The sequence below is a fragment of the Flavobacterium sp. genome, assembly GCF_031411595.1.
In the GTDB taxonomy this organism is placed as follows: domain Bacteria; phylum Bacteroidota; class Bacteroidia; order Flavobacteriales; family Flavobacteriaceae; genus Flavobacterium.
This window is the reverse complement of the sequence record NZ_JANOBI010000021.1, coordinates 174,644-195,382: the sequence shown is the minus strand read 5'-3', so window position 1 is coordinate 195,382 and position 20,739 is coordinate 174,644. Positions and strand designations below refer to the sequence as shown.

General features: G+C 38.5%; 24 protein-coding genes. 5 read left to right on the top strand and 19 right to left on the bottom strand.

The window, feature by feature from the left end; genetic code table 11:
• Nucleotides 1-11 precede the first annotated feature (11 nt).
• Nucleotides 12-956 (bottom strand): 23S rRNA (adenine(1618)-N(6))-methyltransferase RlmF, encoded by a 945-nt coding sequence (gene rlmF, locus RMO03_RS04235; RefSeq protein WP_309640844.1) that lies wholly within the window; start codon nucleotides 954-956, stop codon nucleotides 12-14.
• 32 nt (nucleotides 957-988) lie between these two features.
• On the bottom strand, nucleotides 989-1,573 hold the full coding sequence (gene nudK, locus RMO03_RS04230; RefSeq protein ID WP_309640843.1) for a GDP-mannose pyrophosphatase NudK: 585 nt from the start codon (nucleotides 1,571-1,573) through the stop codon (nucleotides 989-991).
• 239 nt (nucleotides 1,574-1,812) lie between these two features.
• Between nudK and RMO03_RS04225 the strand changes: the two genes are divergently transcribed.
• Nucleotides 1,813-2,379, top strand: coding sequence for a hypothetical protein (locus RMO03_RS04225; protein ID WP_309640842.1), 567 nt, complete (start codon nucleotides 1,813-1,815; stop codon nucleotides 2,377-2,379).
• A gap of 15 nt (nucleotides 2,380-2,394) precedes the next feature.
• Nucleotides 2,395-3,252 (top strand): alpha/beta hydrolase, encoded by an 858-nt coding sequence (locus RMO03_RS04220; protein WP_309640841.1) that lies wholly within the window; start codon nucleotides 2,395-2,397, stop codon nucleotides 3,250-3,252.
• A 1-nt stretch (nucleotide 3,253) separates the two neighbouring features.
• Here RMO03_RS04220 and RMO03_RS04215 read toward each other — a convergent pair whose 3' ends face one another.
• Genes RMO03_RS04215 through RMO03_RS04190 form a run of 6 tightly spaced genes read right to left on the bottom strand, consistent with a single transcriptional unit; the run spans nucleotide 3,254 to nucleotide 6,936 of the window.
• The gene (locus RMO03_RS04215; RefSeq protein ID WP_309640840.1) at nucleotides 3,254-3,928 is read right to left on the bottom strand and encodes a hypothetical protein; all 675 of its coding nucleotides are present in this window, start codon (nucleotides 3,926-3,928) and stop codon (nucleotides 3,254-3,256) included.
• 48 nt (nucleotides 3,929-3,976) lie between these two features.
• Nucleotides 3,977-4,372, bottom strand: a complete 396-nt coding sequence (locus RMO03_RS04210; RefSeq protein ID WP_309640839.1) for a hypothetical protein — start codon at nucleotides 4,370-4,372, stop codon at nucleotides 3,977-3,979.
• A 15-nt stretch (nucleotides 4,373-4,387) separates the two neighbouring features.
• Entirely contained in the window at nucleotides 4,388-5,140 is a 753-nt protein-coding gene (locus tag RMO03_RS04205) for a methyltransferase domain-containing protein (protein ID WP_309640838.1), read from the bottom strand.
• Nucleotides 5,131-5,868, bottom strand: coding sequence for a DUF2071 domain-containing protein (locus tag RMO03_RS04200; protein ID WP_309640837.1), 738 nt, complete (start codon nucleotides 5,866-5,868; stop codon nucleotides 5,131-5,133). The genes RMO03_RS04205 and RMO03_RS04200 overlap by 10 nt, the downstream gene beginning before the upstream one ends.
• On the bottom strand, nucleotides 5,868-6,257 hold the full coding sequence (locus tag RMO03_RS04195; protein WP_309640836.1) for a DoxX-like family protein: 390 nt from the start codon (nucleotides 6,255-6,257) through the stop codon (nucleotides 5,868-5,870). Before RMO03_RS04195 ends, RMO03_RS04200 begins: the two co-directional genes overlap by 1 nt.
• Nucleotides 6,258-6,273: 16 nt before the next feature.
• A complete protein-coding gene (locus RMO03_RS04190; RefSeq protein ID WP_309640835.1) occupies nucleotides 6,274-6,936 on the bottom strand; it encodes a thiamine diphosphokinase in 663 nt (220 codons plus the stop codon).
• A gap of 65 nt (nucleotides 6,937-7,001) precedes the next feature.
• Here RMO03_RS04190 and RMO03_RS04185 point away from each other — a divergent pair, with 65 nt between their 5' ends.
• Nucleotides 7,002-7,160 carry a hypothetical protein gene (locus RMO03_RS04185; protein ID WP_309640834.1) on the top strand — a complete coding sequence of 53 codons (159 nt, stop codon included), beginning with the start codon at nucleotides 7,002-7,004 and terminating at the stop codon, nucleotides 7,158-7,160.
• A 100-nt stretch (nucleotides 7,161-7,260) separates the two neighbouring features.
• On the opposite strand, the gene RMO03_RS04180 is transcribed toward RMO03_RS04185, so the two are convergent.
• From RMO03_RS04180 to trmD, 8 genes are all read right to left on the bottom strand, one after another.
• Nucleotides 7,261-8,085, bottom strand: coding sequence for a DUF4249 family protein (locus tag RMO03_RS04180; RefSeq protein ID WP_309640833.1), 825 nt, complete (start codon nucleotides 8,083-8,085; stop codon nucleotides 7,261-7,263).
• A gap of 51 nt (nucleotides 8,086-8,136) precedes the next feature.
• Nucleotides 8,137-10,521, bottom strand: a complete 2,385-nt coding sequence (locus RMO03_RS04175; protein ID WP_309640832.1) for a TonB-dependent receptor — start codon at nucleotides 10,519-10,521, stop codon at nucleotides 8,137-8,139.
• A gap of 230 nt (nucleotides 10,522-10,751) precedes the next feature.
• Nucleotides 10,752-11,438, bottom strand: a complete 687-nt coding sequence (locus RMO03_RS04170) for a DUF4386 domain-containing protein (RefSeq protein ID WP_309640831.1) — start codon at nucleotides 11,436-11,438, stop codon at nucleotides 10,752-10,754.
• 11 nt (nucleotides 11,439-11,449) lie between these two features.
• Complete coding sequence (locus RMO03_RS04165) at nucleotides 11,450-11,905, bottom strand: hypothetical protein (RefSeq protein ID WP_309640830.1); 456 nt, start codon at nucleotides 11,903-11,905, stop codon at nucleotides 11,450-11,452.
• Nucleotides 11,906-11,990: 85 nt separating this feature from the next.
• On the bottom strand, nucleotides 11,991-12,554 hold the full coding sequence (locus tag RMO03_RS04160) for a Crp/Fnr family transcriptional regulator (protein WP_309640829.1): 564 nt from the start codon (nucleotides 12,552-12,554) through the stop codon (nucleotides 11,991-11,993).
• A gap of 150 nt (nucleotides 12,555-12,704) precedes the next feature.
• The gene (locus RMO03_RS04155) at nucleotides 12,705-13,928 is read right to left on the bottom strand and encodes an NADP-dependent isocitrate dehydrogenase (protein ID WP_309640828.1); all 1,224 of its coding nucleotides are present in this window, start codon (nucleotides 13,926-13,928) and stop codon (nucleotides 12,705-12,707) included.
• A gap of 275 nt (nucleotides 13,929-14,203) precedes the next feature.
• A complete protein-coding gene (gene rplS, locus RMO03_RS04150; RefSeq protein ID WP_309640827.1) occupies nucleotides 14,204-14,554 on the bottom strand; it encodes a 50S ribosomal protein L19 in 351 nt (116 codons plus the stop codon).
• Between the two features lie 165 nt (nucleotides 14,555-14,719).
• Nucleotides 14,720-15,397: a tRNA (guanosine(37)-N1)-methyltransferase TrmD gene (gene trmD, locus RMO03_RS04145; protein WP_309640826.1), complete on the bottom strand. Its 678-nt coding sequence runs from the start codon at nucleotides 15,395-15,397 to the stop codon at nucleotides 14,720-14,722.
• A 249-nt stretch (nucleotides 15,398-15,646) separates the two neighbouring features.
• On the opposite strand from trmD, the gene RMO03_RS04140 reads away from it, so the two are divergent.
• Together RMO03_RS04140 and RMO03_RS04135 are read left to right on the top strand one after the other, a co-directional pair.
• The gene (locus RMO03_RS04140) at nucleotides 15,647-16,579 is read left to right on the top strand and encodes a peptidylprolyl isomerase (protein ID WP_309640825.1); all 933 of its coding nucleotides are present in this window, start codon (nucleotides 15,647-15,649) and stop codon (nucleotides 16,577-16,579) included.
• 85 nt (nucleotides 16,580-16,664) lie between these two features.
• Complete coding sequence (locus RMO03_RS04135) at nucleotides 16,665-17,000, top strand: cytochrome c (protein ID WP_309640824.1); 336 nt, start codon at nucleotides 16,665-16,667, stop codon at nucleotides 16,998-17,000.
• A 125-nt stretch (nucleotides 17,001-17,125) separates the two neighbouring features.
• Here the strand turns inward: RMO03_RS04135 and RMO03_RS04130 are convergent, their stop codons facing one another.
• The 3 genes from RMO03_RS04130 to RMO03_RS04120 are packed head-to-tail and all read right to left on the bottom strand — an operon-like array spanning nucleotide 17,126 to nucleotide 20,734.
• Nucleotides 17,126-17,989: a T9SS type A sorting domain-containing protein gene (locus RMO03_RS04130; RefSeq protein ID WP_309640823.1), complete on the bottom strand. Its 864-nt coding sequence runs from the start codon at nucleotides 17,987-17,989 to the stop codon at nucleotides 17,126-17,128.
• A gap of 51 nt (nucleotides 17,990-18,040) precedes the next feature.
• Complete coding sequence (locus RMO03_RS04125; protein WP_309640822.1) at nucleotides 18,041-19,315, bottom strand: glucose-1-phosphate adenylyltransferase; 1,275 nt, start codon at nucleotides 19,313-19,315, stop codon at nucleotides 18,041-18,043.
• A 3-nt stretch (nucleotides 19,316-19,318) separates the two neighbouring features.
• Nucleotides 19,319-20,734, bottom strand: coding sequence for a glycogen/starch synthase (locus RMO03_RS04120; protein WP_309640821.1), 1,416 nt, complete (start codon nucleotides 20,732-20,734; stop codon nucleotides 19,319-19,321).
• Nucleotides 20,735-20,739 lie beyond the last annotated feature (5 nt).

The window sequence follows — 20,739 nt, the reverse complement described above, 5'->3', positions numbered from 1 at the left end:
TCCTGAAATTATTAAAACTTCCAATCTTTTTGTTGCGTTTGTGTCAAAAAAGTCCACGCTACAATGCGGCTGTTTTTCTGGCCTTGCGCCATGTCGATGGTTTTGATTTCGGCGGCATTGACTTTTTGCAAGGTTTTATAAATCGACGCCAAGTTGTCTTTTTTGGAAACCAAAGTCGTAAACCACAACACTTGTTTGGCGTACTTGACACTTTCGAAAATCATTTGGGTGATGAATTTGATTTCACCGCCATCACACCACAATTCGGCATTTTGTCCACCGAAATTTAAAACCGGTTTTTCGCTTTTCGAATTTTGAAGTGTATTGATTTTCCGAAGGTTCGCTTTATTGGCTTCCGCCTGCGATGCATGAAAAGGCGGATTGCACATGGTGAAAGTAAATCGATCTTCAGGAACAATGATGTTTTTAAAAATAAACCTCGATTCTGTTTGCAGTTGCAAGCTAATCGCATCCATCAATTGTGGATTTTGACTGATGATTTTCTTGCAGTTTTGAAGTGCTTTTTCATCAGTATCGGTTCCGACAAAACTCCAATTGTATATTGCGTTTCCAAGTATTGGGTAAATGCTATTCGCCCCAATGCCAATATCCAAACCTTGAATCGTTTCTGATGTTGGAATGCTACCGTTGTTGCTTGAAGCCAGTAAATCAGCGAGGTAATGAATATAATCCACACGACCCGGAATGGGCGGGCATAAATAAGTCGCCGGAATATCCCAAAAAGCGATGTTGTAATACGAAATTAAAAGCGCTTTGTTGAGATTTTTTACTGCGTCAGCATCACTAAAATCAATGGTTTGCGTTTGATATTGATTGGTAAATACGAAAGGTTTCAATTCAGGGCTCGCCAAAATCAAAGCTTCAAAATCATAGCCGTTTCGATGCAGATTTCTGGGATGCAAATGCGTTTTTTCTGTTGGATTTTGGGGTTTCATGGCAGTAAGTTGTGCACAAAGATAGCGAACCTTTACTGTAAGATGCTATTGATTTTCGCATATTGCAACAGCATGATGGTTTTTGCATCTTTGATTTCACCAGTGGCCATCATGTCATACGCTTTATTGAATGGAAATTCCAGCACTTCAATATTTTCTTGTTCATCCGCAACACCGCCGCCGTCATTGACTTTCATGTCTTTGGTATATTCACCAACAAAAAAGTGAACGATTTCCGTGACGGAACCGGGCGACATATAGACCTCGAAAATCTTGCGAACGTCTTTCACATGGTAACCCGTTTCTTCTTCCGTTTCTCTTTTGATGCAATCTTCGGGGTTATCCTGGTCTAATAATCCGGCGCAAGCTTCTATCATCATTCCGGTTTCGTTGCCGTTGAGATAGGTTGGCATGCGGAATTGTCGCGTGAGAATAACCGTTTGATTGGTTTTGTTGTAGAGTAGAATTGTGGCGCCATTGCCGCGATCATAGGCTTCACGTACTTGTGTTTCCCAAGTATTGTCTTTTTTTTGGTAATCGAAAGTGATTTTTCGCAATGTATACCAATTGTTCGCGAGCACTTCGGTGTTGGTGATTTTAATTTTAGGATTCGACATGAAAATAATATTTAGTTTGAATGGAATCATAACGAAAGTAATTATCGAAAATTGCTTTCCAAAAGAAATGATAAAAAAATGATAAAAAGCGTTGGCTTGCGTTGAAAAACTATAATTTTATCGGCGGAATTATAAATCCATTTTTGTTTAAAATGAGGACATTTAATCGAATTCAAACGTTATTTTTTTGCATGACCATGTGTTGTTTTACAGCAGTTGGACTGGCACAAAGTGAATTTTTGAATCCCTCAAATTCGCTTCCAAAAGGCAGTGGTTTGAGTACGCCAAAGACTTTTACACCTTCTGTTTTTTCGCCGAATGCCAAACCAAAATCGAATACTTCATCCTCTATTTTGGAAGATAAAAAACTACAATTTGCTCAAAATAATAAGTTTGCCAATCCCGGAGATTCTTATAAAGAAAAGCTCAACAACAGCCTTCAAGAGGGCGGTCAAGACAATAAGGTTTTCAGGAAAGATGAGTTTTTTGGCGAATTCAAAATCAAGGCGGATCATGTGAAAATAACGTACCGGGATTTTGGCTACGTTGATGGTGATCAAATCAAACTTTTAGTCAATGGTCGCGTCATGATTTCTGAAATTACACTCGGAGGGGAAACCCACAGTTTTAATTTAGGTTTAGAAAAAGGTTTTAATAAAATTGAATGTGAAGCCATCAACGAAGGGCTTTCCGTTCCGAATACTGCTGAGTTTGAAATCTACGATGATCAAGGAAATTTGATTACATCAGGACGTTGGTATCTTGCTACAGGTTTTAAAGCTTCGTTTATGATGATTAGAGAATAATAAATTGCATATCCATTGCGACATTACTTTAAATACACGCTGTTCGGAATATTGTTTCTCTACATACTGTTTTGTCAGTCGTGTATGACGATGCGCATGACAACCAAAGAAACCAATACTTATTTTGATACTTTAAAAATTCCTTTCATCAGCATAACCCTCAAAGTAGATGCACACGAAATGCATTACATCCAAACCGGAAATGCGGATAAACCCACATTGTTTTTCGTGCATGGTTCACCCGGAAGTTGGGATGCGTACAAAAGTTATTTAAGCGATAGTTTGCTGCTCAAAAAATACCGCATGATTGCTATTGACCGCCCGGGATTTGGCAACAGTAATTTTGGTGTTGCCGAAGATTTACCAACTCAAGCGCATATCATTGAAGCTTTTGTAACACAAATCGATAACCACCAGCCCATAGTTTTAATCGGGCATTCTTTAGGTGGGCCAGTCATTGTTAAAATGGCTACTGACAATCCAACTTTGTTTCAACATTTGGTGGTTTTAGCCGGAGCGATAGATCCGAAAGCGGAAACGCCTGAAATTTGGCGCAGCATCATCATGTCGAAACCATTGCGGTATTTGATTCCGGGAGCTTTACGTCCGGCCAATGATGAATTGTGGTGGCTCAAAGGCGATTTGGTGGCGATGGAACCGGACTTAAAAAAAATCACCGCTGACGTTGTTATTATTCACGGAACGAAAGATCCGTTGGTGCCTTATAAAAATATGGCGTTTATGAATAAGACTTTTGTTCACGCCAAATCGATTCAGAATATCTCGATTGAAAACGCCAATCACTTTATTCCGTGGGAACATTTTGGTTTGATTCGCGATGCGTTATTGCAAATGAAGCTTACGCAACCATAAGTTATTTTTTAGCGGAATGTTTGGAAGACAATTGAAAGCGATTTTCGAGTTCCTTTTGTATTGCTTTGCGCAGAAACATATATTCTTTCAAGTACTTTTTGAGCGCAGCACTAGGTTTAAAATAGAGGATGAATTGGGTAGGGATGTTTTTTTCAATTGCAACATCAACATTTTGACAATGCAGTTCTTTTAATACTTTTTCGGCTTCAGTAAATTTTCTTACTGAGTTGGATAACCTAATACAATATCGGGTTTTGTTTTCTACTCCGGATTGCGAGTATAAACCCACGATGAATGATATTTTCTGCAATTCCGTTTGAAATAGATTTTCCTTCAATTTTCCATAATACACAGTATCCTTATTGGGATGTGTCAATGCATATTTTTCAAAAGTGAAGTTTGCATTGATTTTTTTGGAAAGTTTTGCAGAATAAACTATCATTTTATTGGAGTGATAAGCGGGATATTCCTTGATTTCAGTTCTGTAATCATCATAGTCCGCTTTAAAAAGCGAAGTGATTGTTTCCGCCATGGGATTGTCATACTCGTCAATTTTTTCTTTTTGATTCGATATTACGATCCTACCCATATAATCGGATAATGTTCCTAACAAAAACGATTCTTTATCGAGCTTCAATTTAGGTTTTTGGCTGTAATTGATTTGCGATATTAGCATAAAAATAAGTGCGAATATTATTTTTTTGTTTTGCATGTTTTATTGTTATCAATTGAAATATAGGGTCAAAAATATAGTGCTGATATACAACCAAAGTATCGAAAAGATGATATGTATAATCGTTTCCAATTTTTTCCCTTTCCATAAATCTGATGAATAGCCGAAAAACTGAATCAACAATCGTGTTGTCCAGAATATGCCCAGTCCAAGTGCTATTTTTTTTCCAAAATTGGTTTCGATGAGTTCGTTTGAACAAGTCAAACAAAGTATGCCCATGAGCAATACCGTTAATGCAATAAAAAAAGTGTGCACCGTCATCATTTGTCGATTGATTAAACTCAATGGTTGAAGTTCTTCATTCCAATTGAAATATTTAGGAAAAATGCTGTGTATCAATGCCAATAGAATTAAAAGAACACCAATTATTTTAAGATGAATATCCATTTTTAAATTTACAGATTAAGGGCAACAATTGAAAATAGACATAAATGGCGTGAATTTGCTTTCTTCAAATGTAGAAAACCCCGCACTTTCAAAAGCTCTTTTCCAAACATTTCTTGAAAAAAAATGCGTAAAGCCAACGGAGAAAGCCAAAAAATTTGGAAAATCCCGCAAGTGCTCTACCATAATTACTTTTCCGTTTGGTTTGCATAACCTGTGACATTCTTTCAAGAATTGAATTTTTTCGTCTTGCGATCTTATCTCATGCGCGGCAGACAAAAGAAAGATAATGTCAATCGAATTGTCTTTTAAAGGAATCAAATTGGTTTTTATTTGCTGTGTGTCAGGAAATACTAAACTGACTTTTCGGGCTCTAATAATAGCTGGTTCGGTATGTTTTTTTGGATTGTAAAAATCAAACACTTTCAAATCGGAATTCGGAAAATTATTTTTAATAATAAAACTTGTTTCATCAAATCCTGCGTTGATATTAAGAATCTGCATTGAATCTGAATCGTTGAATTCAATTTTTTTCAACCAATTGAAATCATAATATCCCGAAAAATCATACACATAAGCCGATACGATCAAAGGCATTATAAGTCCATAAAGAAAAGCCGCAATGGTAATATAAAATAGCATGTCAGACCATTTGATTAGGACATGACTTGTTATTATTAAAGTCAAAACGCCCAATCCAAACAAGTAAAAATGTCTATTAAAACTTAAAATATTCAGAACGCCTTGAAACTTTCTTCTTTTTATTTCCATGATTCGATTTTACCTTTTTTCCAATAGTATGGAATGTTTTTAATGATGAAAGCGTTGGCTAAAACTAATGGTTCAAGTTTAAGAGTATTTAAAAACTCGAAATTATAATCGACAATTTGTATAGGATTTGGCGTCCAGTTTTGTCTCACGCCTTCAATGATAAGCACTTCTTTAGTTTCTTTGTTGTAAGTGAATGTAAAAGGCAACGGTCCAGCAAACCTTCTGGCTTCTTTCCAATCCGCAAATGGAGAATGCTTGGGTAAAGCAATTTCCCCTTCCGATTGATCTATGGTGATTTTGAAATTGGAATGTATTGAAGTTATTTCTTTTGTATGGGCTTGTTCAATTTGTTTGATATCTGTTGTGGTGTAATTGTAATGGGTAAATAAGTTGCCCATAACCTCCATTTTCTTTTTGTCGGTTTCAGATTTTAGGATGTATAAGCCACGCAAGTTCTTACCTGCATTGTTAGTGTAACGAACAAACACGCGATAACCAATAAGAAAAAAATCGTTGCCCATAAATTTAGGAAACCCTTTTGGTCGTAAATCTTTTGTCTGCACCATGGCTACCGCAATAAAAGCCCATTGGTCGTGAAAAGTGTCAAGTTGTAAGCATTCGGGAATAAGGTTTTGCAATTCTTCTTTTGGAACTGCAAAGGTCAGCACAAGCGAACTTTCAAAAAAAGCTTCAACAGCAAATGGGTGATTTTTTAAAGATGAAAGCATTATATCGTTGGAGTATTTTTTTTGTTTAAATAAAATTCGTTGTAGTAAATTACTAAAATTAATAGGAAAGCGAATAGGGCATTGCATTTTCCCCAAAGTAATAAATGAGGAGCAACGAAAAACTCAAGCGTATTCATTGTTGCTATTATAACGATTTGCGTAACGGCATTTAGTTTTGTTTTATAACCACTTAAAATCCAAATGGCCATCATGATTTCTGAAAATCCGATTAGCATTGTCAAAGGTTTGGAATAGTCATTTCCTAGAATTCTTGCAACAATTTGTTCGTGTCTGGGAACTAGATTTAGTACTTTACAGAAAAGCCCGTTTGCTATCCAAACTGTTGCGATCGTGTAGGTTATAACTTTATGAATTTTTCTGTTTTTCATTGTTGGTTATTTTTCACTAATCAATACATTCCATCAACAACAAATCGCCTTCAGCATGACTGATCGTGACGATGCCGTCTTCGGCGACTGCATTGCTGCTTCCTGTGCGATAGCCCATCATTAGTGATTCGTCATGCAATGGATACACTAAATTTTGTGTGGTAATGCCATTGACTTGCCCGATTGGAATTAACGAAATGATGGTTTCTTTGGGATACCATTTCTGAAAATGCGTGGGCAACAGAAATATTTTCGAATGGTCATCGTGAATCACAATTTTCAAACTATTGCGATACCGCACAATGTTGGTAAGATTCGTAATCGTATGATCGGCGCGTCTTCCGGTAGCCCAAACGACATTCGCTGCTGGAATTTTTCTTTGGATCAAATAATCGTAAGCTTTTTCGAGATCGGTTTTGTTTTGGTCGGGCGCGTGGATAATTTCTATTGGATATTGTGATGCTACGAAGGCTTCTGGATTGAAACCACGATCGAAATCGCCGAGCAATACATCGACTTTGATGTTGAGTTCACTGACGCGTTCGATAGCCGAATCTAACACAATTACCAAAGGTTGCCATTCGAGCAATTGTCCTAGCAGTTCGTTGTTGCAGGCGGCCCCGTTGGCTATGATTAGTGCGGGTTCTTGGTCGTCGCGAACGATGTGATGGGAAGACATTTTTTGGATTGTTAGATTATTAGATTTTTAGACTGTTGGATTTGCTTGCGTAAATATAGTAAATCTTGAATCCGAATTGTAAATCAGTAATGGATTGCCCTAGCCCGGATGGTAACGGAAAACAAAACCGCGTCATGACCGTTACTTTGGTTGGTTCGGGAAAGCGACCAAAGGAAGCTCTTGCCGGACTTTACCATTGTGGGTATGACGCGGTTTTTTTGTAGTGATAGCCGGATTAGCTTCTGAATGGACTTTAAGATTATAAAATTTCAAGACTTTAAGATCGAATCTTAGAATCCTATAATCTTACAATCTTAAAATCTCCTACTGAATCGTATAACTGCGCGTATCTGCTTCGCTCAACCTAAAAAATCCCAACGCATAATTATCGAAATTGGTTTGGTTGACAATGTTGCCTCGAACGGTTGCCGGAGGTGATTGAAACGGGCCGCCACCGCTATTTCCGGCTACGCTGAGCAGCACATTCATGTAATTGTAGTACGATCTCGATATGCCGTAATGCGTGATTTCGACATTGTCACCAACACTCAAATCTTCGTTATCTGTGACACTAAAAAACGTATTGCCGTTGTAGAATCGGTCTTCATCAACGTAGTAATTGAGTTTGACTTGGTTCGAATATTTGAATTTGAACATATAGAAATTTTCCTCTAAAGCCGGATCGTTGAAATAGGTTCTGATTTCGATGTCTTCGCCCGTAATACCACCGTCATTTTTTTGAATCAGTTCTTGAATTGGTGTGACAGATTTTAAGGTTTCGGTTGCCGTGTAGGTTTGTCCGTTGCTGATGACTGTAAGCGTGTATATTTCGTCGATTTGCGGAATGAAATTCGTGCAAACATATTCGCCGGAATTGGGAATTTCTATGAAATCGAAAACGGTGTTCACGCTATTTTTGATGTAAACCGTTGCGCCAGAAACTACAGGAATTGTATTGCTGTAATAGTCGGTGGTTGTAGTCAGTTTTATTTTTTGTTGGTCGCCTGCGGTGCCTTTATACCAGTTGATTCCGGCATCGATGACGAGTCTTGGTTTTTCGGTGTTGAGCGGCACGTCGACTACTTCTTCGCAACTGTGTAGGAAAAACGAGAACATGATTGCGGTGATGATAAATATATTTTTACTCATGAGTTTAAAATTTAGTTTTTGGTATTCGTGAATCTTCGATTTCATAATCAATTAAAATTTAAAGTTATAACTAACGGCCGGAATAAATCCGAAAATCGAAGTTTTTACGGCTTCGTTGACACCGGTATCGACATTTTCACGGAACGCTATTGATGCTGCATTTTTACGAGCATAGACGTTGTAAATGCTGAACACCCATTCGCCTTTCCAATTTCTGTTGGCGTTTTTGTGTGGTGTTAATGTGGCTGAAATATCGAGATGGTGGTACAGTGGCAATCGGTTTTCGTTGCGCAATCCGTAGCTCGGAACTTTGATGTCTTGGTATTCGTATTTTCCGGTCGGGTAGGTTACAGGCTGTCCGGTTTGTAGGGTGAAATTGGCACCGAAACTCCATTTTTTATTCAATGCGTAATTGCTGGTTATGGCTAAATTATGGGTTTTGTCATAAAGCGAATTATACCATTCGCCGTTGTTGATTCCGGTTTCTGAAGCATTTCTTCCCGGTGTTTGTTGTTGTGATTTTGATAAGGTGTACGAAATCCAACCTGTGAGTTTGCCTTCGTTTTTGCGCAACATGACTTCCAATCCGTAGGAACGCATGCGGCCGTTGAGGATGACTTGTTCGATGGCTTCGTTGGCAATCAGATTCGCACCGTCGATATAGTCGAGGCGGTTTTTGATTTTCTTGTAAAACGTCTCCACTTCAAGCGAATATTTATCGTTGCTAAAATTTTTGAAATAACCCAAAGCCACTTGATCGGCAATTTGTGGTTTGATGAATTCGTCGCTTGGTGTCCAAACATCTAATGGCGTTGGCGATGAAGTATTCGACAGCAATTGCAGGTATTGCACCATGCGGTTGTAACTGGCTTTAAACGATTGGTTTTCGTCGAGTTGATACGCTACCGAAGCACGCGGTTCGAAGTTGTTGAAATCGGCGATGGTTTTGTTTTTTCCGTAATGTATCGAACCCGTTGGTGTGGCTTTTTCATAAATCTGTTGTTCTTGATTGAACACCACAGGATTGTCATTCGCATACGTATTCACATTCGATTCGCCCATTCTGTAAAACATGCTATATCTTAGACCATAAGACAATGAGAGTTTTTTGGAAACGTTTTGCTCGACATCAATATAGGCTGCAGGTTCTAACGCTTTTTTCTTTTCTAGTTGTTTGTAGTTGATTCCGGAATCGCTATCAAGCGGTTTTACAGTGCCGGGATTGAAGTCGTAATAGATACTATTGATGCCATAATTTAATTTGAAATTGTCGCTGATATAATTCTTGAAATCGTATTTGATGTTGTAGTTTTTGATACCGGAATCCCATCTTAAACCGATAAAACCTAAATCCAAACCGTAATAATAATCGCTGTAGATTAGTGATAAATTCGAGAATAGTTTGTCAGAGAATAAATGATTCCAACGCAAGTTTAAAGTGGCGTTTCCATAAACATTCGTAAAACTTTTTTGAATGCTAAATACATCACGACCGAAATAGCCTGACAAATACAAATTGTTGTTTGGGTTGAGTTTGTAACTCAATTTGGTATTCAAATCATAGAAGTAAGCGGTGTTGTCTTTTTGTTTTTCATTTAATTTTAAAAACAAATGCGCATACGAAGCGCGTCCGCCAATCAGAAACGAACCTTTATCTTTCACAATCGGGCCTTCAGCGAGCAATCTGCTTGAAATCACGCCGATGCCGCCATTCATATGAAAACCTTTACTGCTGCCATCTTTTTGATAGATGTCTAAAACCGAAGAAGCACGACCACCATAACGGGCTGGAATGCCACCTTTGTAAAGTTTCAAATCTTTAATTGCATCGGGATTGAATACGGAAAAGAAACCAAAAACGTGCGACGAATTGAAGATATTCGCTTCATCTAATAAAATCAGATTCTGATCCGCAGCACCGCCTCGAACGTTGAAACCTGAAGCACCTTCACCGGCATTGGTCACACCGGGCAACAGTAAAATCGATTTTAAGACATCGACTTCACCCAAAACGACCGGCATTTTTTTAATCGCGCTGATCGAGAGTTTGTTGACACTCATTTCCGCTTTTCTGATGTTGGTTGCTTTTCGGTTGTCGGCTATGACCACTTCATCCAATTGTTCTTCAATGCTCGAGAGTTTGAAATTGTTCTTGATGTTTTTGTCGAGATTGATGGTTTCAGTCACGGTCTGAAAACTCATGTAACTGATCTGAACGGTATAATTTCCTTTTGGGACCGTAATCGAATAAAAACCATATTCGTTGGTGGTGGTTCCTGTTTTGAGTTCAGGAATGGTAACATTGACACCAATTAAGGTTTCGTTGCTTTTGGCATCGGTAATCGTGCCACTTAGTGTAAATTTTTCTTGTGCAAACACGCTGTTGATAAGCAGCATGAAAAAGAACGTAGTGTAATAAATTAGTTTTGAAGTCATGAATGATGTTAGTTTTTTGATTGCCCTTTAAGTCCCATTAAACGAACGTTTGTTACTAACGCAGTTGTTAAATAAATGTTATAAAAATCGCTCGCAAAGATGCATAGATTTTTTAGGTATTGATTAGAGATAACTTTGCGGCTCAGCGTATTTGCGAGAAATAAAAAAAGCAACCATTACTGATTGCTTTTGTGATTGCTTTTTTTGATGATGAATGAAACTACTGTTTCTTAACTTTTTAAAAATAGTATTCCAAGAATAATCAGCCAGATCAGCCAAAGTGTGCTTCCGATGAAGCCCGCCATTTCCCAAACCGGAAAACCAGGAACTACTGTGGCGAATAATTCTGCCTGTGCACACAAATAAATCGCAGAAGTTATATAGCCGAACCAAGCCATCGATTTGGGAACGAATTGCAATTTCGCGAGCGAATAGGACAGCATCAACGTCCATGCAATCGTGAATAATTGCCCTAAATGTTCACCCAGAAGCACACCTGCAAACTGATGTATTGTTTTGAAAGCCACAACTGCAGCCGCTTTGGTTGCGGGATCAGTCGCATTCACGAAAGTGTCAGCCAAAACTGGAACTACAAATGTCCAACGTAATAAACCAATCATTTGAACGATTAGACCAATGACACCAATCGTTGTAGCTGTGCGTATGATTGTAGTTTTCTTTTCGAATTGTTGGACGATTAAAATGTAAGCCGGAACGAGCGGAATTCCTGTCATCGCAAACGCAAACCAGGTAGCGATTAACGTATTTCCACCTTCGTGAAATTGCTGTAAAACCATCGCGGTGTCTTGGCGCAGAATATTCGGATAGTCGAAAATGATTGTCAGGATTGAATAGGGAATCAACAAAGCGATGCTGCTTACAATCAATAAAATTCCGATATGGATGTTATTTTTCATGGCTATGGCAATTAAAAGAAGAATGAATAACTCACGCCAGGTGTAGGATTGACTTTGATACTTTCACCACTTGCAGCTAAAACTGCCACACCGATTCTAAGATTCAAACCTTTCCAAGCCATCCAACGGAAACCCATTTCGTTGATGACAGCGTCTTTGTCTTTATAATCGTGATCAATGCCACGTGCATACGATAAAGAAGAATAGAAAGACGATGGATTTTCTTTTTTGCCGACCGGCATAAACCAATAAGTAACTCCTGTTTTGTAGAAGTTCGTGTAAACGCCTTTTTCGAAAGCTGTCGTGTAGTAACCTGCATGAACGGAAACTTGCTTGTAACGGTATTCGATTCCAGCTGATGGATTTCTAAAACCGTTGATACTCAATTCGTGTTTTGATAATTTGTTTTGTGCGTTAAGACCGGTTAGTAATAATAGCAACATTCCTGTGTAAATTAATTTTTGCATGATTTTTAATTTTTTAGTTAAAATTTCTGATGCAAAGATCTACACGGCTGATAATGAATTACTAGACAAATGTCCAATTCGGCATTTAACGAATTTTTCCGCGAATTCGACTCAAATGTCTTGGTGTGACACCAAGCATTGACGCTAGGTATTGCAATGGAATGACTTGTAAAAGTTTGGGTTCTTCCTTTAGCATTTTTTCATAACGTTGTTCACCCGAAAGCACGATGAGGTCATGACGGCTGGAGTCGATACCGCAGATTGCCCATTCGAGTAGTGCAATATAAAAGTCTTTGAAGGGTGGAATTTCATGAATCAATATCTTCAAATCTTTTCGTGAAATGACACTGACTTCGCTATCGGTTAAAGCACGAACGGATTCTTTGGAAGGGGTTTCGCTGATGAAACTCATCAATGAAGCAACGAAAGTATTTTCAATAGAAACGTAAGTGGTTCTTTCATCACCGTCTTTGATGACATAATAATGGAATAATCCGCTTTCGATGAAACCCAAATACAAACTGGTTTTTCCGGCTTCGACGAAGTAGTCTCCTTTTTTGTATTCTTTGAGGTGAAAAGCATCGACAATCTTATCTAATGTTTCGCCTGAGAATCCTGACATGGCGAAGTTGGTTCTTAGTTTTTCCATGGTGCAATCGCTTTATAAATGCAATGTAAAAAAAAATGTCTCGCAAAGACGCAGAGCCGCAAAGAATTGTGTATAAGCCTTAGCGTCTTTGCGAGAAACAAAAAAGACAACCGTTTCCAGTTGTCTTTCATTATTGAATATCAAAAAAATTTATGACAGTTTCTTATCTAGATTTTCTTTGATGGCTTCTAAGAAACCTTCAGTTGTAAGATAATCGGCACTTGTCAATCCTTCCGGTTTCACTAACATTGCTAAATCTTTGGTCATTTTTCCGCTTTCTACGGTGTCGATGCACACTTGCTCTAATGCCAAACAGAAATCGATTAGCGGTTGGTTGTTGTCGAGTTTTCCTCGGTGTTCTAAACCTCTTGTCCAAGCAAAGATAGAAGCGATTGGGTTTGTTGAAGTTGCTCTTCCTTTTTGGTGTTCGCGGAAGTGGCGTGTTACGGTTCCGTGTGCTGCCTCAGCTTCTACGGTTTTTCCATCAGGAGTAACTAAAACGGAAGTCATTAATCCTAAGGAACCAAATCCTTGTGCTACGGTGTCTGATTGTACATCGCCGTCGTAATTTTTACAAGCCCATACGAATCCACCATTCCATTTCATGCAAGAAGCTACCATGTCATCAATCAAACGGTGTTCGTAAGTGATTCCGTCTGCTTCAAATTGTGCTTTGTAATGTTGTTGGTATACTTCTTCAAAAATATCTTTGAATCGCCCGTCATAGGCTTTTAAAATCGTATTTTTTGTAGAAAGGTATAGCGGCCATTTTTTCGTCAATGCCATTTGGAACGAAGAATGTGCAAATCCGTATATGCTTTCATCAGTATTATACATCGCCATCGCAACACCATCGCCTTCAAAGTTATAAACTTCCCAAGTTTTGGTTTCGCCGGCTTCATTGGTAAAGCTCATTGTGAGTGTTCCTTTTCCTTTGATTACGGTATCGGTGGCTTTGTATTGATCGCCAAAAGCATGACGCCCGATTACGATGGGTTTGGTCCAACCTTGCACATAACGCGGTACGTTGCTCATGATGATTGGTTCGCGGAAAACCGTTCCACCGACAATATTTCTGATGGTTCCGTTGGGTGATTTCCACATTTTAGAAAGGTTGAATTCTTTAACGCGCTCTTCGTCCGGAGTAATGGTCGCACATTTGATTCCAACGTTGTATTTTTTAATCGCTTCCGCCGAGTCGATCGTGATTTGATCTTTGGTAGCTTCGCGGCTTTCGATGCCTAAGTCATAGTATTTAATATCTAAATCTAAATAAGGAAGAATTAATTTTTCTTTGATAAAAGTCCAAATAATTCGAGTCATTTCATCGCCATCCAATTCTACTACCGGATTGGCTACTTTAATTTTTGCCATTATAAATCGTTTTTGGGTTTTGTGTTTTTTGTGGAGACAAATATAGTAAAATCAACTACATACCGATTTACTTGTTCAGCGAAATCGATTGATTTATGGATTTGTCATTTTCAATCTTTAAAAATAAGAAAGCCGTAATTTCTGATATAAGATTTTGAGATTTTGGACTATAAGACTGTAAGATTGAATCTTATGATCTTACAGTCTTAAAATCTTACGGTCAAAAAAAAAGCCCCGACATAACATCGAGGCTTTCTATAATTCTGGAATGAAGATTATCTTCTTTTATCTCTAATTTTTGCTTTCTTACCAGTAAGTTCTCTAAAGTAGAAAATTCTAGCTCTACGAACATGACCTTTTTTGTTGATTTCGATTTTTTGCAAAGCTGGCAAGTTTACAGGGAAGATACGCTCTACACCAATAGCACCTGACATTTTACGAATCGTGAAAGTTTCTGTATTTCCAGAACCTCTTCTTTGGATCACAACGCCTTTGAAAAACTGCGTTCTTGTTTTTTCACCCTCTTTAATTTCGTAATAAACCGTGATCGTGTCACCAGCTCCGAATTCAGGGAAATCTTTTCTAGCTACTAATTCGTCTTGAACGAATTTCATTAAATCTGCCATGATAATTTTTTTAATTATGGTTTTAAAGTCAGAGCAACATGCACGGATTTCGCCAGAGGTTGGTCTAATGTGGGCGCAAAGATAAAATTTAATTGATAATTAACAATGGATAATTGATAATTTTTTGCTAACGTAAACACCTCATTATTAATTATTAACTATTAATCATTCATTTAATAAGTCTGGCCGACGATTTTTGGTATGTTCATAAGCCATATCCTCCCGCCATTTTTCAATTTTCGCAAAGTGACCACTCGTCAAAACATCGGGCACTTTCCAACCATTATAATCTGCAGGGCGTGTATAGATCGGTGGTGATAACAAACCGTCTTGAAAACTGTCCGTCAAGGCCGAAGTTTCATCGCTTAAAACACCCGGAATCAATCGAATCAAAGCGTCAGATAATACCAAAGCACCCAATTCACCACCACTCAAAACATAATCACCAATCGAAATTTCGCGCGTAATAAAATGATCCCGAACACGCTGATCCACACCTTTATAATGTCCGCACAAAATCATAATATTCTCATACATCGACATCGTATTGGCCATTTTCTGGTCGAGCGTTTCACCATCGGGCGTCATATAAATAATCTCATCGTACTCACGTTCGCTTTTGAGATGCGTAATGCAAGCGTCGATTGGTTGCACCATCATCACCATACCGGCACCGCCACCAAACGGATAATCATCCACACTTTTTTGTTTGTTGGTCGTATAGTCACGCAAGTTGTGAAAATGCACTTCCACCAAACCTTTATCGATAGCACGTTTCATGATTGAAGCCTCAAACGGACTGCGTAGTAATTCGGGTAAAACGGTAATTATATCAATTCTCATTTTTGAGGTTCTAAGGTTCTGAGGGATTAAGGCACTGAGGTTGCAAAGGTACAAAGTTGACGCACTTTTCAAATAACCAAATTCACGAATTCCAAAATCCACTTTTTCGGGAGCTGTTTCCCGCTTTCCACTATATCTTTTATGGCGAACACCGCCACAAAAGGATACCGTTGCAATCGGGGCTAGGGCATCGTGGTATTATCGGATTAATTTCCTTAATTTTGCACCACAATTTTAAAATACACAACAATGGAAAACGGAATATACGCTAAATTCAACACCACAAAAGGTGCGATTTTAGTAAAACTTACCCACGATTTAACACCGGGAACTGTCGGAAACTTCGTAGGATTAGCAGAAGGAAATCTGGAAAATAAAGTAAAACCACAAGGCAATAAATATTACGATGGGTTAAAATTCCACCGTGTGATTCCTGATTTTATGATTCAAGGTGGTTGCCCACAAGGCATAGGAACAGGCGGACCGGGTTACAACTTCGATGATGAATTTCACCCAAGTTTGACACATGATGCGCCAGGCGTTTTGTCGATGGCGAATTCTGGACCAGGAAGTAATGGCTCTCAATTTTTCATCACACACATTGCCACACCATGGCTCGATAACAAACATACTGTTTTCGGAAATGTAATTGAAGGTCAGGATGTTGTTGATGCTATTGCGCAGGGCGATGTCATCGATTCTGTTGAAATCATCCGAGAAGGTGACGAAGCTAAAAAATGGAATGCCATCGAAGCTTTCAGAACTTTCGAAGGTTCCCGTGCCAAACTCGAGGCTGCAGTGAAAGCCGAAGCCGAAGCCGCCATGGAAAAACTCGCTGCGGGTTTCGAAAAAACAGCAAGCGGTTTGCGATACCAAATGATTCAAAAAGGAAACGGTAAAAAAGCTGAAAACGGAAAAACGGTTTCGGTGCATTACTCAGGTTCTTTAGAAAACGGAAAAGTGTTCGATTCATCCTACACCAGAAAAAAACCAATCGAATTTCCTTTAGGACAAGGCAACGTGATTGAAGGTTGGGACGAAGGTATTGCGTTATTGCAAGTAGGCGATAAAGCACGTTTCGTTATTCCATCGCATTTGGGTTACGGTTCTCGTGGCGCCGGCGGTGTGATTCCACCAAACGCAACGCTGGTTTTCGACGTTGAACTAATGGATGTAAAATAAAAAACATAAAATTTATCAAAATATAACTTCCCGATAGTAAATTATTATCGGGATTTTTTATATTTACGAAACAAACATTCATACTATGAAATTAAAAATAATCGCACTAACCATTCTCGCAGTAATAATTTATTCATGTGCTTCTAAAACGGCTGTTGCGCCAACAACGCCAAAGCCACCGCCTATAAAAGAGGTTGTCAAAACGACGGACAAAGATGCAAAAGTAATGGTGATGACAGAGGAATTGACCATAGGAAAAACAACTTATGAGAACAATTGCGCCAAGTGTCATAGACTTTTTGCAGCAAAAGAATTTTCCAAAGAAGATTGGGCTCCGATTTTAGTAAAAATGCAAATGAAAGCCCATTTAGACGACGCGCAAATGGCATCAATAACGAATTATATTTATACCCAATTATAATTTTCAAGTTTCGATACTTGAAAAAAGCATCCCAAAAAGGATGCTTTTTTTTATGATTTAAAGTGAACAGGATTGCGCAGATTAGCACAGATTAATTCGTGTATATCTGTGCAATCCGTGTTTAATTAATCCGCTATCAACACTTTCTCTAATTTCAACAATTTCCCGTTCTCAATTAACTGAATCAAATACAATCCAACAGTCAAATTGCCTCTGCTTAATGAAATTTTATTGCCGTTCAAGTGATCGATTTCTTTGACCATTTGCCCAATCGCATTATACATTTTTAATGTCGAATTATTTAAACTCACCTCAGTAGTAATCATAAGTTCCGTTTGAAATGGGTTAGGAGCAAAGCTAATTTTTGAAGCTGAATAATCGGGTTCGAAAACCCCTAAAGCCAAGCAATCTGTTGCAGTGCCACCATTTGCTAATCCTTGATTGTAAACATTTTCACCATTTTGAAAACTACATCTTAAAGCATACGCAGGATCTGACAGCATTTCATATTTGGCAATTAATGGATGTTCTTTGTTTCCAACACCTTCAATCCAAACTTCATCAAATCCAAACGCACTCGATATATTGTTTAAATGCCATTGCCTTCTTTGTCCACCATTCACATTGATATTGGTGATTAAATCAACCGTATAGTTTTCTCCGTTGGCCAACGTGATGTTATCCGAAACATTCAAATTGAAATCAAAAAACAAAATATCATTACCTCCAACATTTTTATACACTTTCCTTGAAGTGACATCTTCTCTGAGCAGAAATTCCGTGCTCGTTCCAGGGCGGACATATTTTTTATAGGTATGTGTACCGACAGTTTGCTCACCACTTTGACTAATCGTAAAAGTTTGGCTTCCACCAAAATAGTATACGGTAACAACCCACGAAGCATTGTCTAAAACCGGAATATAAGCTTGCGAAAATGATTTTCCGGTTACCAACATTAAAAGCAAAAAAGCGCATAGTTTAGTTTTCATTGTGTGGTTTTTATTTAGGTTAATATTGGTCTGTTAATCATTAATTTAAAGCTACTCTACTGAAAAGCCATCAGGTAAAATCGCCCCTTTTTTGACTACGATAATGCCGTCTTTCACGGTATATAAATCGGTGTTGGTGTCTTGCAAATGCTTGCCGCCGTTGAGTTTGACATCGTTGCCAATCCTACAATTTTTATCTACAATTGTGTTGTTGATGAAGCAGCGTTCGCCGATACCTACATTCATAATGTTGTGCAAATTGTTGGTTCTGATTTCTTCAAGATTTTGATAATAATCATTACCCATCAAATACGAATTGAAAATCGTCGAGCCATAACCGATTCGGCTTCGAATGCCAATGACCGAATGTTCGATCGTGGCAGAATTCACAATGCAACCTTCCGCAATAACCGATCTATCAATCGTTGATGCGCCCGTAATTTTTGATGGTGGCAAAACCCGCGCTCGCGTATAAATCTTACTCGAATTATCGAACAAATTAAACTTCGGAATGTCGTCCGTCAATCCTAAATTCGCTTCAAAAAACGAATCGATGTTTCCGATATCGGTCCAATAACCTTCATATTGGTAACTCAATATTTTCTGTTTGCCAATCGCTTGTGGAATGATTTCTTTCCCAAAATCTTTAGTGTCTGGATTGTTCATCAGCGCTACCAATAAATCTCGGTTGAAAATATATATTCCCATAGAAGCCAGATAATGCTTGCCTTCTGCTTTCATCTCATCACTCACTTCAGAAGTCCATTCAGGAAGTAAATTCGCCTTTGGTTTTTCAATAAATGAAGTGATAAAATTCTCAGAATCGGTTTTCAAAATGCCAAATTCCGGTGCTTCTTTAGCATTCACGGGTAATGTAGCTATCGAAATCGTGGCGCCGCTTTTTTCATGGGCTTGAATCATCTTATTGAAATCCATTTGATACAACTGATCGCCCGATAAAATCAATGCATATTCGAAATCATGGTTTAGGAAATGTTGCATGCATTGCCTCACAGCATCGGCTGTTCCTTGAAACCATGTTGGGTTATCAGGTGTTTGCTCCGCCGCTAAAATGTCGACAAAAGCAGTGCTGAAATGGCTGAAGTGATACGTGTTTTTGATGTGTTGGTTTAAAGAAGCCGAATTAAACTGCGTCAGTACAAACATTCTTTTAATATCAGAATTGATACAATTCGATATCGGAATATCCACCAATCGGTATTTTCCTGCAATCGGAACGGCAGGTTTTGAACGGCTTTCGGTCAGTGGTGCTAATCGAGAACCTTGTCCACCTCCTAAAATAATGGCTAAAATATGATTGTTCATGTTCTATTTTTTTAATGATTGGTATACTTCAATATATTGTGCTGCTACTTTATCCCAAGAATGATCAATTTGTTGGATGGTTTTTCGAATGGCGTCGAATTTTTTGCTGTCATGAAATAATGCAATCGCACGCGAAATCGAATGGGTTACATCGAAAACACTGGTGTCATTGTGACAAATTCCAAAACCTCCGTCGCCCATATCGATAACGGTGTCGCGCAAACCACCGGTACGTCGAACAATCGGAATCGTTCCGTAACGCAAGGCATACATTTGATTCAAACCACAAGGTTCAACCCGCGATGGCATTAATAGAAAATCGGCACCGGCATAAATAATATGCGCCAATTTTTCATTATAACCGATGTATGCATTGTAGTTGCCGTGATAGAAATTTTGCAAACTTGAAAGCTCTTTTTCTACATTCGGATCGCCCGAGCCCAAAATCAAAATATTGATTTCACCTTGGTTTTGATGCAAGGCAACGCTGCAAATCTGTGGCAACAAATCAGCACCTTTTTCGCCAACCAATCGGCCGATAAATGTGAATAAAGGCTTGGCCGGATCGAGATTAAAATGCGAACACAAAAACGCTTTGTTCTCCGCTTTTCCTTTTTTGAAATCTTTGAGTGTATAATTTTTCGCCATCAATGCATCGGTTTTGGTGTTCCAGACTTCGGTGTCGATGCCGTTTAGAATGCCTAATGATTTTGGTCGTTCCCAACGCATTAAGTTTTCTAAACCATTGGCGTGGTTGCTGATTTCATCGAGATAACTTGGCGAAACAGTCGTGATTTTCCATGAACATTTGATTGCGGAAGCAAGCGGATTAATCGTGCCATTCCATTCGAGATAACCGATTTTCGACAAATCGAATTGCGGTAAATAATGCAACTTATCATAACCAAACCATCCTTGATATTGACCATTGTGAATGGTTAAAATGGTAGGTGTATTTCTTAAATTTTGATAATTAAAACAATGTTGCACCATAAACGGAATCAAACTCGTGTGATGATCGTGACAATGCAACATATCGGGATACTGATTCGTTTCGATGAGCCAATTTAAAAACGCGATTTGAAAGGCTAGGAAACGTTCGGTGTCGTCTTCATAAGAATATACATTCGGGCGATCAAACAACTCGGGAATCGCAATCTGATATAATTCAAAGCCGAGTTTTTTGGTTTTTTCTTTTAAAATCGAATAAGAGAAGAGAAAATGGCCTAATTTGAGTTGACCTTGGTGTACAACGTTATACTCATTTTCCTGAAAAAATTTATTGTTATAAGCAGGCACAACCACTTTCGCATATCGACCTAATTGGTTTTGATATTTGGGTAAAGCGCCAACGACATCAGCCAAACCGCCCACTTTTGCGACGGGATAACATTCGGCACTGAGATGAAAAATTTCCATGGGTA

Coding starts and splice junctions, on each gene's coding strand:
- rlmF (WP_309640844.1), bottom strand. CDS start 956: ATGAAACCCCAAAATCCAACAGAAAAAACGCATTTGCATCCCAGAAAT.
- RMO03_RS04160 (WP_309640829.1), bottom strand. CDS start 12,554: ATGGAAAAACTAAGAACCAACTTCGCCATGTCAGGATTCTCAGGCGAA.
- RMO03_RS04210 (WP_309640839.1), bottom strand. CDS start 4,372: ATGGATATTCATCTTAAAATAATTGGTGTTCTTTTAATTCTATTGGCA.
- RMO03_RS04215 (WP_309640840.1), bottom strand. CDS start 3,928: ATGCTAATATCGCAAATCAATTACAGCCAAAAACCTAAATTGAAGCTC.
- RMO03_RS04130 (WP_309640823.1), bottom strand. CDS start 17,989: ATGAAAACTAAACTATGCGCTTTTTTGCTTTTAATGTTGGTAACCGGA.
- RMO03_RS04125 (WP_309640822.1), bottom strand. CDS start 19,315: ATGAACAATCATATTTTAGCCATTATTTTAGGAGGTGGACAAGGTTCT.
- RMO03_RS04180 (WP_309640833.1), bottom strand. CDS start 8,085: ATGAGTAAAAATATATTTATCATCACCGCAATCATGTTCTCGTTTTTC.
- RMO03_RS04165 (WP_309640830.1), bottom strand. CDS start 11,905: ATGCAAAAATTAATTTACACAGGAATGTTGCTATTATTACTAACCGGT.
- RMO03_RS04120 (WP_309640821.1), bottom strand. CDS start 20,734: ATGGAAATTTTTCATCTCAGTGCCGAATGTTATCCCGTCGCAAAAGTG.
- RMO03_RS04195 (WP_309640836.1), bottom strand. CDS start 6,257: ATGAAAAACAGAAAAATTCATAAAGTTATAACCTACACGATCGCAACA.
- RMO03_RS04205 (WP_309640838.1), bottom strand. CDS start 5,140: ATGGAAATAAAAAGAAGAAAGTTTCAAGGCGTTCTGAATATTTTAAGT.
- RMO03_RS04175 (WP_309640832.1), bottom strand. CDS start 10,521: ATGACTTCAAAACTAATTTATTACACTACGTTCTTTTTCATGCTGCTT.
- trmD (WP_309640826.1), bottom strand. CDS start 15,397: ATGAGAATTGATATAATTACCGTTTTACCCGAATTACTACGCAGTCCG.
- RMO03_RS04135 (WP_309640824.1), top strand. CDS start 16,665: ATGAAATTAAAAATAATCGCACTAACCATTCTCGCAGTAATAATTTAT.
- RMO03_RS04190 (WP_309640835.1), bottom strand. CDS start 6,936: ATGTCTTCCCATCACATCGTTCGCGACGACCAAGAACCCGCACTAATC.
- nudK (WP_309640843.1), bottom strand. CDS start 1,573: ATGTCGAATCCTAAAATTAAAATCACCAACACCGAAGTGCTCGCGAAC.
- RMO03_RS04140 (WP_309640825.1), top strand. CDS start 15,647: ATGGAAAACGGAATATACGCTAAATTCAACACCACAAAAGGTGCGATT.
- RMO03_RS04155 (WP_309640828.1), bottom strand. CDS start 13,928: ATGGCAAAAATTAAAGTAGCCAATCCGGTAGTAGAATTGGATGGCGAT.
- RMO03_RS04200 (WP_309640837.1), bottom strand. CDS start 5,868: ATGCTTTCATCTTTAAAAAATCACCCATTTGCTGTTGAAGCTTTTTTT.
- rplS (WP_309640827.1), bottom strand. CDS start 14,554: ATGGCAGATTTAATGAAATTCGTTCAAGACGAATTAGTAGCTAGAAAA.
- RMO03_RS04170 (WP_309640831.1), bottom strand. CDS start 11,438: ATGAAAAATAACATCCATATCGGAATTTTATTGATTGTAAGCAGCATC.